General features: G+C 33.5%; 12 protein-coding genes, 2 tRNA genes and 3 pseudogenes. 2 read left to right on the top strand and 15 right to left on the bottom strand.

Annotated features, from left to right (window positions below; all coding sequences use genetic code 11):
* Positions 1-69: 69 nt before the first annotated feature.
* The 14 genes and pseudogenes from pnp to TREMTM_RS01090 all read right to left on the bottom strand — a co-directional run bounded on the left by pnp (position 70) and on the right by TREMTM_RS01090 (position 13,152).
* Positions 70-2,154, bottom strand: a complete 2,085-nt coding sequence (gene pnp / locus TREMTM_RS01155) for a polyribonucleotide nucleotidyltransferase (RefSeq protein ID WP_083172496.1) — start codon at positions 2,152-2,154, stop codon at positions 70-72.
* Positions 2,155-2,352: 198 nt separating this feature from the next.
* Positions 2,353-2,622: a 30S ribosomal protein S15 gene (gene rpsO, locus TREMTM_RS01150; RefSeq protein ID WP_083172494.1), complete on the bottom strand. Its 270-nt coding sequence runs from the start codon at positions 2,620-2,622 to the stop codon at positions 2,353-2,355.
* A 119-nt stretch (positions 2,623-2,741) separates the two neighbouring features.
* Entirely contained in the window at positions 2,742-3,680 is a 939-nt protein-coding gene (gene truB, locus TREMTM_RS01145) for a tRNA pseudouridine(55) synthase TruB (RefSeq protein WP_083172491.1), read from the bottom strand.
* A 5-nt stretch (positions 3,681-3,685) separates the two neighbouring features.
* Positions 3,686-4,051 carry a 30S ribosome-binding factor RbfA gene (gene rbfA, locus TREMTM_RS01140; RefSeq protein WP_083172489.1) on the bottom strand — a complete coding sequence of 122 codons (366 nt, stop codon included), beginning with the start codon at positions 4,049-4,051 and terminating at the stop codon, positions 3,686-3,688.
* A gap of 35 nt (positions 4,052-4,086) precedes the next feature.
* Positions 4,087-6,591 (bottom strand): translation initiation factor IF-2, encoded by a 2,505-nt coding sequence (infB, locus tag TREMTM_RS01135; protein ID WP_083172487.1) that lies wholly within the window; start codon positions 6,589-6,591, stop codon positions 4,087-4,089.
* Positions 6,592-6,613: 22 nt separating this feature from the next.
* Positions 6,614-8,095 (bottom strand): transcription termination factor NusA, encoded by a 1,482-nt coding sequence (gene nusA / locus TREMTM_RS01130; RefSeq protein WP_083172485.1) that lies wholly within the window; start codon positions 8,093-8,095, stop codon positions 6,614-6,616.
* A 153-nt stretch (positions 8,096-8,248) separates the two neighbouring features.
* A tRNA-Leu gene (locus tag TREMTM_RS01125) sits at positions 8,249-8,337 on the bottom strand.
* A gap of 58 nt (positions 8,338-8,395) precedes the next feature.
* A complete protein-coding gene (gene secG / locus TREMTM_RS01120; protein WP_083172482.1) occupies positions 8,396-8,677 on the bottom strand; it encodes a preprotein translocase subunit SecG in 282 nt (93 codons plus the stop codon).
* Between the two features lie 230 nt (positions 8,678-8,907).
* Positions 8,908-10,740 (bottom strand): annotated as a pseudogene (ftsH, locus tag TREMTM_RS01115) (ATP-dependent zinc metalloprotease FtsH); the annotation flags it as partial.
* A 59-nt stretch (positions 10,741-10,799) separates the two neighbouring features.
* Positions 10,800-11,429 (bottom strand): 23S rRNA (uridine(2552)-2'-O)-methyltransferase RlmE, encoded by a 630-nt coding sequence (gene rlmE, locus TREMTM_RS01110; protein WP_083172478.1) that lies wholly within the window; start codon positions 11,427-11,429, stop codon positions 10,800-10,802.
* Positions 11,430-11,513: 84 nt separating this feature from the next.
* A complete protein-coding gene (gene greA / locus TREMTM_RS01105; RefSeq protein WP_083172476.1) occupies positions 11,514-11,990 on the bottom strand; it encodes a transcription elongation factor GreA in 477 nt (158 codons plus the stop codon).
* Positions 11,991-12,183: 193 nt separating this feature from the next.
* Positions 12,184-12,257, bottom strand: a tRNA-Pro gene (locus TREMTM_RS01100).
* Between the two features lie 148 nt (positions 12,258-12,405).
* Positions 12,406-12,507, bottom strand: a pseudogene (locus TREMTM_RS01095) (glutaredoxin domain-containing protein); the annotation flags it as partial.
* 30 nt (positions 12,508-12,537) lie between these two features.
* Positions 12,538-13,152, bottom strand: coding sequence for a riboflavin synthase subunit alpha (locus TREMTM_RS01090; protein WP_083172472.1), 615 nt, complete (start codon positions 13,150-13,152; stop codon positions 12,538-12,540).
* Positions 13,153-13,396: 244 nt separating this feature from the next.
* Between TREMTM_RS01090 and TREMTM_RS01085 the strand changes: the two are divergent.
* Positions 13,397-13,633 (top strand): annotated as a pseudogene (locus TREMTM_RS01085) (BolA family protein); the annotation flags it as partial.
* A 115-nt stretch (positions 13,634-13,748) separates the two neighbouring features.
* Here TREMTM_RS01085 and rnt read toward each other — a convergent pair.
* Positions 13,749-14,399 (bottom strand): ribonuclease T, encoded by a 651-nt coding sequence (gene rnt / locus TREMTM_RS01080; protein ID WP_083172468.1) that lies wholly within the window; start codon positions 14,397-14,399, stop codon positions 13,749-13,751.
* A 524-nt stretch (positions 14,400-14,923) separates the two neighbouring features.
* Here rnt and tyrS point away from each other — a divergent pair.
* Positions 14,924-16,207: a tyrosine--tRNA ligase gene (gene tyrS, locus TREMTM_RS01075; RefSeq protein ID WP_083172466.1), complete on the top strand. Its 1,284-nt coding sequence runs from the start codon at positions 14,924-14,926 to the stop codon at positions 16,205-16,207.
* The last annotated feature ends 30 nt before the right edge of the window (positions 16,208-16,237 follow it).

Below are 16,237 nucleotides of genomic sequence, written 5' to 3'. Positions count from 1 at the left end.
GTCTCATTTTAATGGATACCAGTCCTAAAACTAACAATTAAATACGTGCTGCTTAAGTTCTTAGTTCTTTTAAGTAATTGCTTCCTTGATACTAAGACGAACGCGACCCTGACGGTCTACTTCAATAACTTTAACAGGAACCTCTTGTCCTAATTCCAAATAATCAGTAACTTTTTCTACACGTTTATCTACTATTTGAGATATATGTACTAAACCTTCTTTGCCACCACTTATAACAACAAAAGCTCCAAAATCAACTATGCGAGCAACTTTACCATTATAAATACGTCCTACTTCTATTTCAGCAGTAATTTCTTTAATACGACGAATAGCATGGTTAGCTTTATCGATACTTGTAGCTACCACTTTTACAGTACCATCATCTTCAATTTCTATAGTGGTACCAGTTTCCTCTGTTAACACACGAATAACAGAGCCTCCTTTACCAATTAAGTCCTTTATTTTATCTGGATTAATTTTTACCGTATGAATACGAGGTGCGAATTCAGAAATATTACAACGTGGCGAGCTAATAGAACGTTCCATTATCCTAAGGATATGATTTCTTGCTATTTTAGCCTGCTCAAGCGCTATATTCATGATTTTGCTTGTTATTCCTTCTATTTTTATATCCATTTGCAATGCTGTAATACCTTCCATGCTACCGGCAACTTTAAGATCCATATCTCCTAAATGATCTTCATCACCGATAATATCGGATAATACTACAAATTTTTCTTCTTCTTTAATCAAACCTATAGCGATACCAGCAACAGCTGTCTTGATAGGTACTCCAGCGTCCATTAGTGCTAGCGAAGCACCGCAAACAGAAGCCATTGATGAAGAACCATTTGATTCCGTGATTTCTGCTACCACGCGAATAGTATAAGGAAATTCGCTTGCATTAGGCATTACTGCCATAATACCCCTTTTTGCCAAACTACCGTGGCCTATTTCACGCCGTTTGGGCGATCCCACCATACCTGTTTCACCCACACAATACAAAGGAAAATTATAGTGTAGTAAAAATCTATCTATTCTTTCACCTGTAAGGTCATCAATATTCTGTGCATCACGTTCAGTTCCTAGCGTAACGGTAACCAGTGCTTGGGTTTCTCCACGAGTGAACAATGCTGAACCGTGAGTACGTGGTAGGACACCAATACGAACATCTAGATTGCGGATCATATCGTTTTCACGGCCATCGATACGCGGTTTTCCTCGTAATACTCTGCTACGTACCACGTTTTTTTCTAACATCCATAGTATACTATGAATTTCGCTTTCTTCTAAAGTGTTGTCCTGGTACTTTAAAGTTTCTATAGTATCTTTTTTTATAGCGTCAACAACAGCATAGCGGTTTTGTTTTTCGGTGATGCGGTAAGCATCACCGATACGAGATTCAGCTAGCTCGACAACCTTTGTTTTTAGGCTAACATTAACATCCTGGTGCTTCCATTGCCATTTTGGCTTACCAGCTTTAGCAACTAACTGATTAATATTTTCTATTACTACTTGCTGTTGATCATGTCCATACACTATAGCTTCCAGCATTTGATCTTCTTTCAATAACTGTGCTTCTGATTCTACCATAAGTACCGTATTAGCAGTACCAGCAACTACTAGATCTAATCGGCTTTCAGTTAGTTCTACTTTAGTTGGGTTTAATACATACTTGTTATTTATAAAACCAATTCTGGCGGCGCCAATAGGACCGTTAAATGGAATACCTGACAGACTTAATGCTGCAGAAGCTCCAATCATGGCTACAATATCTGGGCTAATCTGAGGATTAATAGATACCACGGTAGCTATAATCTGTACTTCATTAAAAAAACCTTCTGGAAATAGAGGACGAATAGGACGGTCAATTAAGCGAGAAATTAAGGTTTCGCTTTCACTTGGTCGTCCTTCACGGCGAAAAAATCCTCCAGGAAAACGTCCAGCAGCATAGGTTCGCTCTTGATAATTTACAGTTAACGGAAAGAAATTGTGTCCTGTTTTTTCTTGTTTGGCACCTACAACTGCTACGAAAACTGCTGTATCTTCCATAGTTATCATGACTGCAGCAGTAGCCTGCCGGGCCATTAACCCTGTTTCTATTGTTACGGTATGATACCCGTATTGAAACTTGCAAACAATCGGATTTAGCAAAATAATTTCCTTATTTAAAATTTAGTGTTGATTATTTATATACTATTTGCAATAATACAATCAAAATTAAATATTACAGGATATTACAGGATAAAACTGCTATAGAACTGCTATTCTACCGTATTATTTAGATACGACGTATTAAAATGGCTATAAATAATATATATCATTTTACAGATAGAAAATGATTCTTACTGTTTAGTGCCGAAGATCTAGACGTTCAATAAGGTTGGTATAACGTACTATATCTTTTTTCTTTAAGTATTCTAGCAATTTACGTCGCTTTGAAACCATACGTAGGAGACCCCTGCGGCTATGATGGTCATTTTTATTTTCCATAAAATGATTATGCAGATGGCTAATCTGAGCAGTTAAAATAGCTATCTGAACTTCAGTATAACCGCTGTCTTTAGCGTTACGGCCGAAAGTAGAGATAATTTTTTTTTTAATTTCAAAACTTAGAGACATTATAATACTCCCAATTAAATAGATGAGCGCCGATATCTCTTAAGCTCTCTATTTACTTATAGATAATAAATCATATTATCTATTCTTAGCAAGCATTAATCGCAATAATAATACATGTATTAGGTACGGTTTTTAACCAGGCAACGTGGAATTAGAAGTGCCTGAGAATTTATTTCACCAATACCCAAAAAGTTACTATTATCATAAATAATACGTACTAAACCAACATGCGGCGCTATTACCTTTATATTTTGACCCAGTAACAAGCGATATGCTAGATAAGATGGTATATTTATTGTTGGCATAGCTATTAGAGCACTATCTATTGGTAACAGCAAAGCATCTAAATACGAGAATTTTTCTTTATTATTTAATGTTTCTGCATATATAGCTTGAAGAGCTGTAAGTGTTATCATATCGCTGCTAGAATAGTTAGCTACTGCTGTTCTACGTAATGCAATAACATGTGCACCACAGCCTAGACGTTCCCCCAAATCATCTATAATAGTGCGGATATAGGTTCCTTTAGAGCAATGAATTTCTAGTTCTAACTTATTTAAGTTCCAATTATGTAATTTTAAATCATAAACATTAATTTTTCGTGCTTCGCGCACTACATTTATTCCTTTACGAGCATATTCATACAGCGGACGTCCATGATATTTTAATGCTGAAAACATCGACGGAACTTGATTGCTTTCACCGCAGAAATATTTAAGCTCTTTTATTAACTTTGTCTTATTTAACGATACCGGTCGTATACTAATAGTTTGTCCATTAGCATCAGAAGTATTTGTGCGTTCACCTAGCTTAGCTGTTACCTTATAACGTTTATCTGCATTTAGCAAATATTGAGAAAATTTAGTTGCCTCGCCTAAACAAATAGGCAACATACCAGTTGCTAATGGATCTAGAGATCCGGTATGCCCGGCCTTATTAGCATAATATATCCTCTTGACAGTTTGTAAAACATCGTTAGATGATATATTTATAGGTTTATCTAACAGGACGATACCGTTAATATTACGATATCTACAGTTACCCTTTAGACGGTTCATATAATTTAGTTATTTTTATTTTGAACAACCTGTCTCACTAGTTTAGATATACGTATTCCTTCTAAAAGTGAATTATCATATATGAAATGTAATTCTGGTACTATACGTAAGTACATTGCTTTACCAAGCAGGCTGCGTACTTTGTACGCAGCTCCTTGTAGGATACGTATATTATGTTTAACTTGTTCAGGATGTTCGTTATTTAAAAAAGTGACAAAAATTTTTGCAGATGCTAAATCTCTAGAAACTTTAACGTAGGATACTGTTGTTATTTTGATACGAGGATCTTGAATTTCGCGCTGTAAGATAATAGCAGTATTTTTTTTTATCTCTTGTGAAACTCGCTGTATACGACTATATTCTTTTGCCATTTTGCAAATATTCTCAAATAAAATAAAAAAATTATTCAGGCAATAGTATTTTTGATTTCAACATTTTTAAAAACTTCGATTACATCTCCTAAAATTATATTATTATAGTTTTTGATTCCGATACCGCATGTAAGACCATTACGAACTTCGTTAACATCATCTTTAAAATGTCTTAATGACTCTATTTCACCTTTATAAATTACTATGTTTTTACGCAAAATACGTATTGGGTTGTGACATTTAACTACTCCTTCAGTTACTATACAACCAGCAATAACACCTAATTTGGGTGAGTTAAATACATCACTAACTTTTGCTATCCCGACTATTTCCTGTTTGTATGCTGGTAATAGCATGCTATTCATCGCTTGTTTTACTTCATTAAGTAGATCATAAATTACTGAGTAATAGCGTATTTCTAGTTTTTCTGATTCAAGAAGCTTGTTAACATAATTATCTGCACGAACATTAAAACCTAGTATAATAGCATTAGATGCTGCTGCTAACGTTACGTCAGTTTCGTTAATGCTACCAACACCAGAAACTATAATTTTTACTTTTACTTCATCGTTTGATAAATTTTTCAATGCGTTGCTGATTGCTTCAGCTGAACCTTGTACGTCAGATTTAAGCACGATGTTTAGTTCAGATACCTCACTTTTAGTGATAGCGAACATGTTTTCCATTTTTTCCAGTTTTGATTTTTGTTGCAGTGCTAATTTTATTTCCCTAAATTTACCTTGGCGATAAATTGCTACTTCTCGTGCTTTTTTATCATCGCGTACTACTGTTACTTTATCACCAGCAGCTGGTATTCCTGATAGACCTAGTATTTTAACTGGAACAGATGGTCCCGCAGATTCTAAATCGAAATCAAATTCATTGCGCATAGCACGCACACGACCATATTCAATACCACAAATAACAACATCACCCCGATTAAGAGTACCTTCAAGTACTAGCACTATAGCAACTGGACCTAGTCCTTTATCTAAAAAAGATTCTATTACGACACCAGAGGCCATTCCTTTGTGGATTGCTTTTAGTTCTAAAATTTCCGCTTGCAGCAAAATTGCTTCAATTAATTTATCAATTCCAGAGCCAGTTTTAGCAGAAACATGTACAAATTGATTTTCACCACCCCATTCTTCTGGAAGAAGATCGTATTGTATCAGTTCATTTTTTACTCTATCTGGATCTGCTTCCAGTTTATCAATTTTGTTAACAGCAACTACTATCGGTACTTTAGCGGCTTTTGCATGCTTAATTGCTTCAATTGTCTGCAGCATCACTCCGTCATCTGCAGCTACTACTAGTACTACTATGTCAGTTATCTGCACACCACGAGCTCTCATTGCTGTAAATGCTGCATGACCTGGTGTATCAATGAAAGTTATCATGCCTTTATCTGTTTTAAAATGATAGGCGCTAATATGCTGCGTAATACCACCTACCTCTTCTGCAGCCACTTTTGCAATGCGAATATAGTCGAGCAGAGATGTTTTACCGTGATCTACATGTCCCATTATAGTTACTACTGGCGCACGTAATTCTGGAGTATCAGTATTTCGTTCATACATTAATGATTTTTCTAACTCGTTTTCAAGACGTAGAATAACATTATGACCCATTTCTTCTGCTATTAGTTGCGCAGTTTCTTGATCAAGAACTTGGTTGCTAGTAGTAGCCGCACCTAGTTTCATCATTTTTTTAATGACCTGCGATCCTTTTATAGCCATTTTTTTAGCTAATTCTGCTACTGTAATAGTTTCACCTATGATTACATCGCGGTTCAAAACTTTGGTTGGCTTATTAAAACTATGCAGTAATGTGCTTATTTTGCTTTTATTTTTACGACCTACTGCTCTTGATTCTTCGATATCAGCATTATCTTCTTCTGATAAGCTACTTGTTTTTTTATTGCTATATTTAACAACTGGATTACGGCGACGATCACCTTCAATATAGTTAATAAGATCTTCATCTAAAGATGCATTATCAAAAAAATTATTACCTACTTTTTCAGTAAAAATACGTTTTTTATCAGCTTTTTTATAAAGCTTTTCTTCATGATGCATTTTATCTTTGCGTTTAAATTCTGCTAGTTCTTTACGCTTAGTTTTATCTTTTTTACGCTTTGCTTTTTCTTCAGCGTCACACTTTGCTTTTTCTTCAGCGTCACGCTTTGCTTTTTCTTCAGCGTCACGCTTTGCTTTTTCTTCAGCGTCACGCTTTGCTTTTTCTTCAGCTTGCTCTTGCACTTGTTGATAATTGCGCTTTCTGCGTACTTCAATTTGTATCGATTTATTTTTACCGCCTGTAGAAGAAATATTTAAAGTACTACGTATTTTATGTTGCAAAGTTAATTTATTAGACAGAATATTTCTATTGTTTAAATACGCAAAAAAAATTTTTTTTTCCATCTCAGTTACAGAATCAGCTGCTGTTTTATCAATACCAGCATCAGCAAATTGCTTTATCAGGTGATCCACTGGAATCTGTATTTCAGCAGCGAGCGATTTCATATTTACATCTGTCATGCTGTTAATTTCCTGCTATAATTTATTTATCGTTATCTCTAAACCAGCAAATATTACGCGCTGCCATAATTATCTCTCCTGCTTTTTCACTACTCAAACCGTCAATATCTGATATATCTTCGACACTTTGTTCAGCAAGATCTTGTAAATTACAAACACCATACTTTGCCAAGTTAAATGCTATGCATCGATCAAGTTCTTGTAACTCTAGCAGGTCTTTAGCAGGTATTCTGTTTTTTTGCTTAGCTAAAGCAAGCTTAGTAAGTGCATTTTTTGCTTTTTCACGTAACATTTTTATTGTTTCTTCATTTAGCAATTTAATTTCTAACAATTCATTTAAAGGTACATAGGCTAGTTCTTCAATGGAAGAGAAACCTGCTGCTACTAGTACAGTAGCCAAATTTTTATTAATATGTAGATTACTTGTTAAGATATCGATAGCTTCATTGTTTTCAGCTTGATGTTTTAACTTCATATCTTCTACTGTTATTACATTTAGCTCCCAACCGCTAAGTTGGGAGGCTAATCTAACGTTTTGTCCGTTACGTCCAATAGCTTGAGCAAGATTATCTGCTTCTACCGCGATATCCATTGTGTGTTTATCTTCATCTACTACTATAGAAACGACATCAGCAGGAGCCATAGCATTAATAACGAATTTAGCAGGATTATTATCCCATAGTACAATATCGATACGTTCTCCATTTAGTTCTTTGGAAACTGCTTGAACTCGTGCTCCACGCATTCCTACGCAAGCTCCGATCGGATCAATACGTTTATCGTTTGTTTTTACTGCTATTTTTGCCCGTGAACCAGGATCTCTAGCAGCAGCTTTAATTTCAATTATTTCATCACTTATTTCCGGTACCTCAATGCGTAATAATTCTACTAACATCTCCGGACGTGATCTACTTACAAAAAGTTGTGCACCTCTTAATTCTGGGCGTATCGAATATAATATGCCGCGTATACGGTCTCCAGGACGGAAATTTTCATGTGGAAGCATATCCTCACGACCAATTAATGCTTCAACATTGCTTCCTAAATCTAGAATAATGTTATCTCTATTAACTTTTTTAACCAAACTTGTTATAAGTTTACCCTCGTAATTGCAAAATTGATTAATAACAATTGCACGTTCTGCTTCACGCATTTTCTGAATTATTACTTGTTTTGCAGTTTGAGTAGTAATACGATCAAATGTAATTGATTCTATTTGATATTCTATATAGCCTCCTATTTTGGCTAGTGGATCCTCCATTTTTGCCGCTTCAAGTGTAATTTCAAGAGTAGGTTGAGTAACCTTATCAACAATAATCCAACGACGAAATGTATTAAAATCACCTGATTTGTGATTTATGCTAACGCGAACATCAATTTCATTTTCGTATTTTTTCTTAGTTGCTGTAACTAATGCTGTCTCTAGCGCTTCGAAAAGTTTATCTTTGGGGATTGATTTTTCATTAGACACTGCCTCAACAACAGCCAGAATTTCTTTATTCATCTTAGTTGCCTTAGTAAAACGTTAAAACTCTAGGTACTAGATTTGTTTTCTGGATATTATTATTTAAATCGAATAATTCATAGTTTTCCATCTCCATTTTTACCATATTAAGTAATAAAAACATCTAAAATAAATAGCAAGCATATTTAAATTTGGTACCGAGGACGGGATTTGAACCCGTAAGCCAGTTTTTAGGCACTACCACCTCAAGGTAGCGTGTTTACCAATTTCACCACCTCGGCCACGTAGCATTTAAATATTTATTTTTAGAAGATTCTAATGAATCATTTTTGCATTGTTTTAGTTGGTAACTTTTTTAGATCTTTTATTTCCATTTTTTTTTAAAATATATTTATTATTTAGCTTTCCTAGTATTAAGCTAATAATGAAAAATAGCGCTGCTAGCATAAATGTAATACGAGTTACAAAATTACTAGATTTTTTAAAACCTAGTATGGTACTAGATGATCCTATACTTGACGAAGTACTTACATTATTAGCACCTTTAATTTTTTGCAGCATAATCAGCGTAATAAGTACGATAGATATTACTATAAAAATAATTAATAGAAATCGATACATATTTTGTATCCTCAAGTTAATTACTAAAGTTATATCTATCTAAAGCACAATTTAAAAAAATTTTTAACAAAAGCCTACTTTAGTTGCAAGTATATTTTATTTGCTGCGGTAAAAAAACAGTTATTTTAACGATAAAACTTGCAATCTAACAATGTAGAATACTTACTATTTACCACAAATTTTTTTAAAAAAATTGTTCAGTAACTATCAGTATAAAATAAAAATTTACAGTTAGTACTGGAAACAATATTATCCCATCCTGGTGGTGGACAAACTGCTTTACGGCTCATTAATTCATCGATCTGCGGCGCGTTAATAGTTTCATATTTCATTAATGCATCCTTCATTGCATGCAATATATCTATATTATCCATCAATAGTGTACGTGCACGTATATAATTTCGTTCAATTAATGATTTAACTTCTTGATCGATGATGCGTGTAGTTTCATCTGATATATGTTGGGACTTAGCTACAGAACGACCTAAAAATACTTCGCATTCTTCCTCTGCATATAAAAGAGGACCAAGTTTTTCAGAGAAACCCCATTGGGTTACCATATTTCTTGCAATAGATGTTGCAACTTTGATATCGTTAGAAGCACCAGTAGAAATATTTTCTGAACCATAAATAATTTCTTCGGCTAACCTACCACCATATAGGGTAGATATTTGGCTTTCTAACTTCTGGCGGCTAGCACTTATAGTATCCTTTTCTGGTAAAAAAAAGGTAATACCCAGGGCTCTCCCGCGAGGAATAATTGTTACTTTATGAACTGGATCATGTTCTGGTACCAAACGACCAATGATAGCGTGTCCAGCTTCGTGATAAGCTGTAGATTCTTTTTGTGCTTCAGTCATTACCAGAGAACGACGCTCTGCGCCCATCATAATTTTATCCTTTGCTTTTTCAAATTCTATCATTGATACCATGCGTTTACTGCTACGTGCTGCAAATAGAGCTGCTTCATTTACTAGATTAGCTAAATCAGCACCTGAAAATCCAGGTGTACCACGAGCAACAACTAAGACATCTATATCAGGTGCAAGCGGCACATGGCGTATGTGTACTCTCAAAATTTGTTCTCGTCCTCTAATATCTGGTAGTCCAACTACCACATGACGGTCAAAACGACCAGGACGAAGTAAAGCAGGATCTAAGACATCTGGTCGATTAGTTGCAGCAATAACGATAATTCCTTCATTTCCTTCAAATCCGTCCATTTCAACAAGCATTTGGTTTAGAGTTTGTTCTCGTTCATCGTGACCCCCACCAAGTCCTGCACCACGATGACGTCCTACAGCATCAATTTCATCAATAAAGATAATACATGGTGCTGCTTTTTTAGCTTGTTCAAACATATCGCGAACGCGAGAAGCACCGACACCAACAAACATTTCTACAAAATCAGAACCAGAAATGTTAAAAAAAGGAACTTTAGCTTCACCTGCAATAGCTTTTGCTAAAAGTGTTTTTCCAGTACCAGGAGGACCCACCATTAACACTCCTTTGGGAATTTTACCCCCAAGTTTTTGAAAACGACTTGGTTCCCGCAAGTAATCTACTAGTTCACTAACTTCTTCTTTAGCTTCATCACAACCAGCAACATCAGCAAATGTTGTTTTAATTTGATCTTCCGTCAGGATTCTAGCCTTACTTTTACCAAAAGAAATAGCACCTTTACCGCCGCTTTGCATTTGCCGCATAAAGAATACCCAGACACCAATGAGTAATAACATCGGAAACCAAGATATAAATACTGAAGCTATAATATTAGGTTCTTCTGGAGGCTCACCTATAACTTTCACGCTTTTTGTCAAAAGAATATCAAGTAGCTTAGGATCATTGATGGGAATATAGGTAGTATAGCGATTACTATTTTTTTTAGTAACTGTAATTTCACGACCATTAATACGTGCTTCTCTAACTTGATCTTTATTTAATTCTGACATAAAAGTAGAGTAATCTACTTTACGTTTATTATAATCACTGGTACCAAAACTCTGGAATACAGACATTAATAAAACTGCAATAACTAACCAAATAATTAGGTTTTTCGCCATATCACTCAAGGAATTAACCTCATACAGTGTTAACAATTAAATTTAGGATACTTAGGATACTATAATTTACGTTCTTTAGCTACAATATACACTTCTCTTGAACTAGCACGAGAAGCTTCAGGTTTTCGTATTTTTACCTTCTTAAAAAGAGAACTTATTGTATGCAGGTACTTATCAAAATTTTCTCCCTGAAAAATTTTAACTAAAAAACTACCACCTGGTGCAAGAACATCTAGACACATATCCAGTGCTAATTCAACTAGATACATAGTTTTAGGAATATCAACTTCCGGAGTACCGCTTATATTAGGAGCCATATCTGATAGCACTACCTGTACTTTTTTTTTACCTATAACTTCAATCAAAGAATTTAACACTAATGGGTTACGAAAATCACCTTGTATAAACTCTACGCCTACTATTGACTCCATTGGAAGTATATCACATGCAATAACACGACCTTTGTTGCCTATCTGCATAACAACATATTTAGACCAACCTCCAGGTGAAGATCCTAAATCTACTACAGTTATTCCTGGATAAAATATATTGTCGCTTTGTTGTATTTGATGAAGTTTAAACCAAGCACGAGAACGCAGTTGTTTTTTTTGTGCATGCTGAACATATTTATCATTAAAATGTTCTTTTAGCCAAAAAATAGAACTTGCAGAACGCTTTTTAGTAGTCATTTTATTTTCTAAATAAGTTATGGATTAAACATTTATCAATATCATATTTTATTTCCATGTTATGGATTGATAAAAATCATGTATTTACAAATAATCAACACGAATAATTTTGTATTCTACTATACCGTTAGGAGTTTTAATAACTACAATATCTCCTTCTATTTTGCCAATAAGTCCGCGAGCTATAGGAGAATTAATAGAAATTAAATTTTTTTTAAAATCAGCTTCATCATCGCCAACAATGCAGTATTTTTGCTTTTCTTTATTATTAATATTCTCTACACTAACTGTAGCACCAAAAATAACTCTGCCGTTAGGGGTTAGCTTAGTTACATCTATAACCTGCGCATTAAATAATTTAGCTTCTATTTTTTCTATTCTGCCTTCACAAAATACTTGTTGTTCTCTAGCAGCATGATACTCAGCATTTTCTTTTAAATCACCATATTCACGAGCATCAGCAATAGATCTGGTAATTTTAGGTCTGCAAACATTTTTGAGATATTCTAGTTCCTTACGGAGTTTTTCAGCACCGCGAATGGTCATCGGAATCTTATTCATAATTACACACCTTCTAAAAGATGCAAAAAATGCGTATTAGTATAAATTTTAACAGGCGGATAAAATATGTCTAATCTAAATATTAGATTGTAAATATCTCATATCTTTAGCAAAAAGATGATCCTTTTAAAAGATTTAAGATGATCCTTTTAAAAGATTTACCTACTTTAGCAAAAAGTTTAACAAAATTTTCTCGGTGAGAGAGGATTTGAACCTCTGACCCATACGTCCCGAACGTATTGCGCTTCCAGACTGCGCCACTCACCGTAATATGCGGTAATTTATAATACTTTTTTACAAAAAATAGTCAATATATTTTAAAATATTAGTTTTTGTGTTACCGTTTGTTTTTTAAGTTTTTAATAAGTTTTTTTAATTAACCACTTTGGTACATCTCTTGAATTATATCACATCATCCGATAAAATTACCATTTAGCCACAGTTGTGGAAATGTAGGCCAGTTAGCTAATTTAGGTAATTCAACACGAATATCTGGATTAATTAGTACATCAACATACATTTTTGCTTTTTAGTATTTTTTATCTTTTTAATAAATTTTTTTTGCTAATAACTGTTCTACAGTATTAACAATTAACTGTGTATGTGAATCAATTTCGATATTGACACTGTCACCTAGTAGTTTTTTACCTAATGTAGTACGTAGCAATGTTTCAGGTATTAGATGCACACAAAAGCAATTATTAACTACTTTTCCCAGTGTTAAGCTAATGCCGTCTACGGCAATATATCCTTTATGCATAACATATTTTATTAGTGTATTATCGTGTAATGAAAACCAAATGTTTAGGTTATTTTCTGATATAATAATTTTAATTAATTCAGCGATACAAATAATATGTCCTGATATTAGATGACCGCTAATTTCTGAATTAATCTTTGCCGCTCTCTCTATATTAATCTCATCACCTACCTTAAGGTTGCCTAAATTAGTTATTCTGAGCGTTTCTTTCATTATATCAAAACTTACTAAATTACCATTAATTCCAGTAACTGTCAAACAACAACCATTATGTGCTACTGAGGCGCCAATATTCAAGTTGGGTAATAACGCTACCGGTAATCGTACATAATGAGTACGAAAAAATTTTTTTTCTTTAATCGCTATAATGGGCGCAGTAGCTTGAATTATTCCCGTAAACATAAGTTTTCCTTATATAAAAAAATTAGGCGCAGTTAATTTTATTTATTTTGCAGCATGCTATCTAACTAGGTTAGTATTTAAACAATATTGAACCATCTTGAAAATTTCATTTAATAAGCACAGAGGTCTATTTTAGACCTCTGTAATTTTTAATTGTAATAAAGAAAAAAATTCTTAGCAAGTGCTTGCTGTATTAGCGTTGTAATCAGTTTTTTAGAAGAAAAAATTTAAATGTAATTTAAAGATGGAAATAAGTGAAATAAAAAAGCTATTGATGAAAAATTTTTCGTGGTATGAAGTTTATGTAAATGTAACCGGCAGATATTTTTATATTATTGCAGTTAGTGAGTTGTTCGCTGGTATGAGCAAAGTTAAAAAACAGCAGACTATTTATACCCCCCTTATGGAATCTATTTTAGATAACAGTATTCACGCTTTATCAATTAAAGTATATACTCCAAAAGAGTGGCATGATCGTAAATTTAAAGTAAATTTAAAAAAATTGAATTTTTATGATTTACAAAATATATCAGATATTGTAATGAGTAATCTCTGCGTTGCCATATTTGGAGCCAAATTAAGTGGGATTTAATATTTTAAGGTAAATCTACTACCGGCCAGCCACCTAAACGTTTCCATCGATTAACTAATTCACAAAATAGAGCTGCTGTACGTTCAGTATCATATAATGCTGAATGCGCTTCGTTATTGTCAAATTCTATACCAGCAGCGTTACAAGCTTTTGCTAGTACAGTCTGGCCAAGTACTAGTCCACTTAATGCTGCTGTATCGAAAGTAACAAAAGGATGAAATGGGTTGTTTTTTAAATCGGCACGACTTGCAGCTACCATTAAAAAATCATGATCAAAAGCTGCATTATGAGCAACAATAATAGCACGATTGCAATCGTGCTCTTTAATACCTTTACGTACCATTTTAAATATCTTATGTAAAGCCTCGTGCTCAGTAACAGCACCACGTAAAGGATTTAGCGGATCTATTCCATTAAATGCCAAAGCTTCAGGTTGTAGCTGCGCTCCATGAAAAGGAGTAATATGAAAATGAAGAGTATTGTCAGCATGTAACCATCCTTTTTTATCCATTTTTAATGTTACAGCAGCTATTTCTAATAGAGCATCAGTTCCAGCATTAAAACCAGCGGTTTCTACATCAATAACAACCGGATAAAAACCTCTAAAGCGAATACTAAGAGTATTTATATTTTCTAAGTTAACTAGTTTATCCATTATGATTCGTATTTGCTTAAATTTCTAATATAGAATGTATTTTTTTAAAATTATTATTTTGTAACAATAAGTACCTATTGTAGGAGAATGTATGGTAAATTTTGTATTTTAGAATGCTATTATTACTTTTAAAGTGTAATTACCAGTATCAAGCGCTACTTGTTCGCGTATGGCGCACTTTAATTGACCATATTTTAAATAATTTTAAAATTACGCCCCAAAATTATATTAATTTACATAAAATTTGTAATTTATATCATAAATAATCAAATTAAATTAGCAAAAGCTATTGGTATTAAACAGCCATCGTTAATGCTAACGCTAGATAAAATTGAAAAAAAATAAAAGCTGTGCAAAGCTAATTAACTTAGTATGCTAAACATATTAAGGAAGTAAATTCTATTATCAATAACATTGAACAGATTAAAAATTAACAATAATAACATCTACGATATCTTTAGATAAAGTATAGTATTATTATGTTTTAACATTAACCATATTTACATATAGTTGGGGAGTTTAAAATGGTAAGCAATAACCTTCTGCAAAAATTGCATAAACGAGGATTTATTGCCCAAATTACAAATAAAAAAGAGCTAGCTGATCGATTAAATTCAGGACCAATAGTTTTCTATTGTGGTTTCGATCCCACCTCTGACAGCTTACATTTGGGACATTTAGTACCATTATTTTGCCTTAAACACTTTCAATTAGCTGGTCACCGTCCTATCGCATTAGTTGGTGGTGCCACAGGTCTTATTGGAGATCCTAGTTATAAAACTACTGAACGTAAGCTTAATACTGTGGAAAGTATTCGTGAATGGGTAGAAAAAATTAAATATCAAGTGTCATCAATTCTAGATTTTAACTGTGGTAATAATAGCGCTATTGTTGTAAACAATTATGATTGGTTTCGCTCCATAAGCGTACTTACATTTTTGCGATATATTGGTAAATATTTTTCTGTTAATCAGATGATTAAAAAAGAAACGGTAAAGCAACGTTTTAAACGTGCTAATAATGGTATTTCTTTTACAGAGTTTTCCTATAATGTTTTACAAGGTTATGATTTTGCCTATCTTAACAAGAAGTATGGCGTAGCACTCCAGATTGGAGGATCTGATCAATGGGGAAATATTACTTCTGGTATTGATTTAACACGTAGGTTAAATAACCATACTGTATATGGTCTTACATTACCAATTATAAATAAAAAAAACGGTAATAAATTCGGTAAAACCGAGTCTGATACTATTTGGATAGATCCAAATAAAACTAGCCCATATAAATTCTATCAATTCTGGATTAATACGGCTGATAGCGACGTATATCGATTTTTAAAAATTTTTACATTTCTAGAATTAGCGACAATAGAAGCGATAGAACAAGCAGATCTAGATAGAGGATCTAAAGCACCCAGCGCCCAATATATTCTAGCAGAAGAGATAACTCGTATAATTCATGGTAAACATGGTTTAGCAACTGCAAAACGTATTACTGCCAGCATTTTTACAGGAACTATAGCAAATCTAACTAAAGCTGATTTAGATCAAATGGCACAAGACGGCATACCTACAGTAGTTATTGAACGTAATATAGATTTACAGCAAGCGTTGTTAACATCTGATATAGCAATCTCGAGAAGACAGGCTCGTATTCTGATAAAGTCCCATGCTATTTCTATAAATGGTAAAAAACAAACATCTGAAGATTATGTATTTAATGAATATGACAAGCTATATGGAAGTTATACCTTGTTACGAAAGGGTAAAAAACATAATTTTCTGCTTCACTGGAAAATAACTTAATATGCTAGACCATTGTGGGTCTGTATTGTA

It is taken from the genome of secondary endosymbiont of Trabutina mannipara (assembly GCF_900090215.1).
GTDB lineage: Bacteria > Pseudomonadota > Gammaproteobacteria > Enterobacterales > Enterobacteriaceae > Mikella.
Note: the sequence above shows the minus strand (reverse complement) of the source record. Positions and strands in the feature narration are given on the sequence as shown.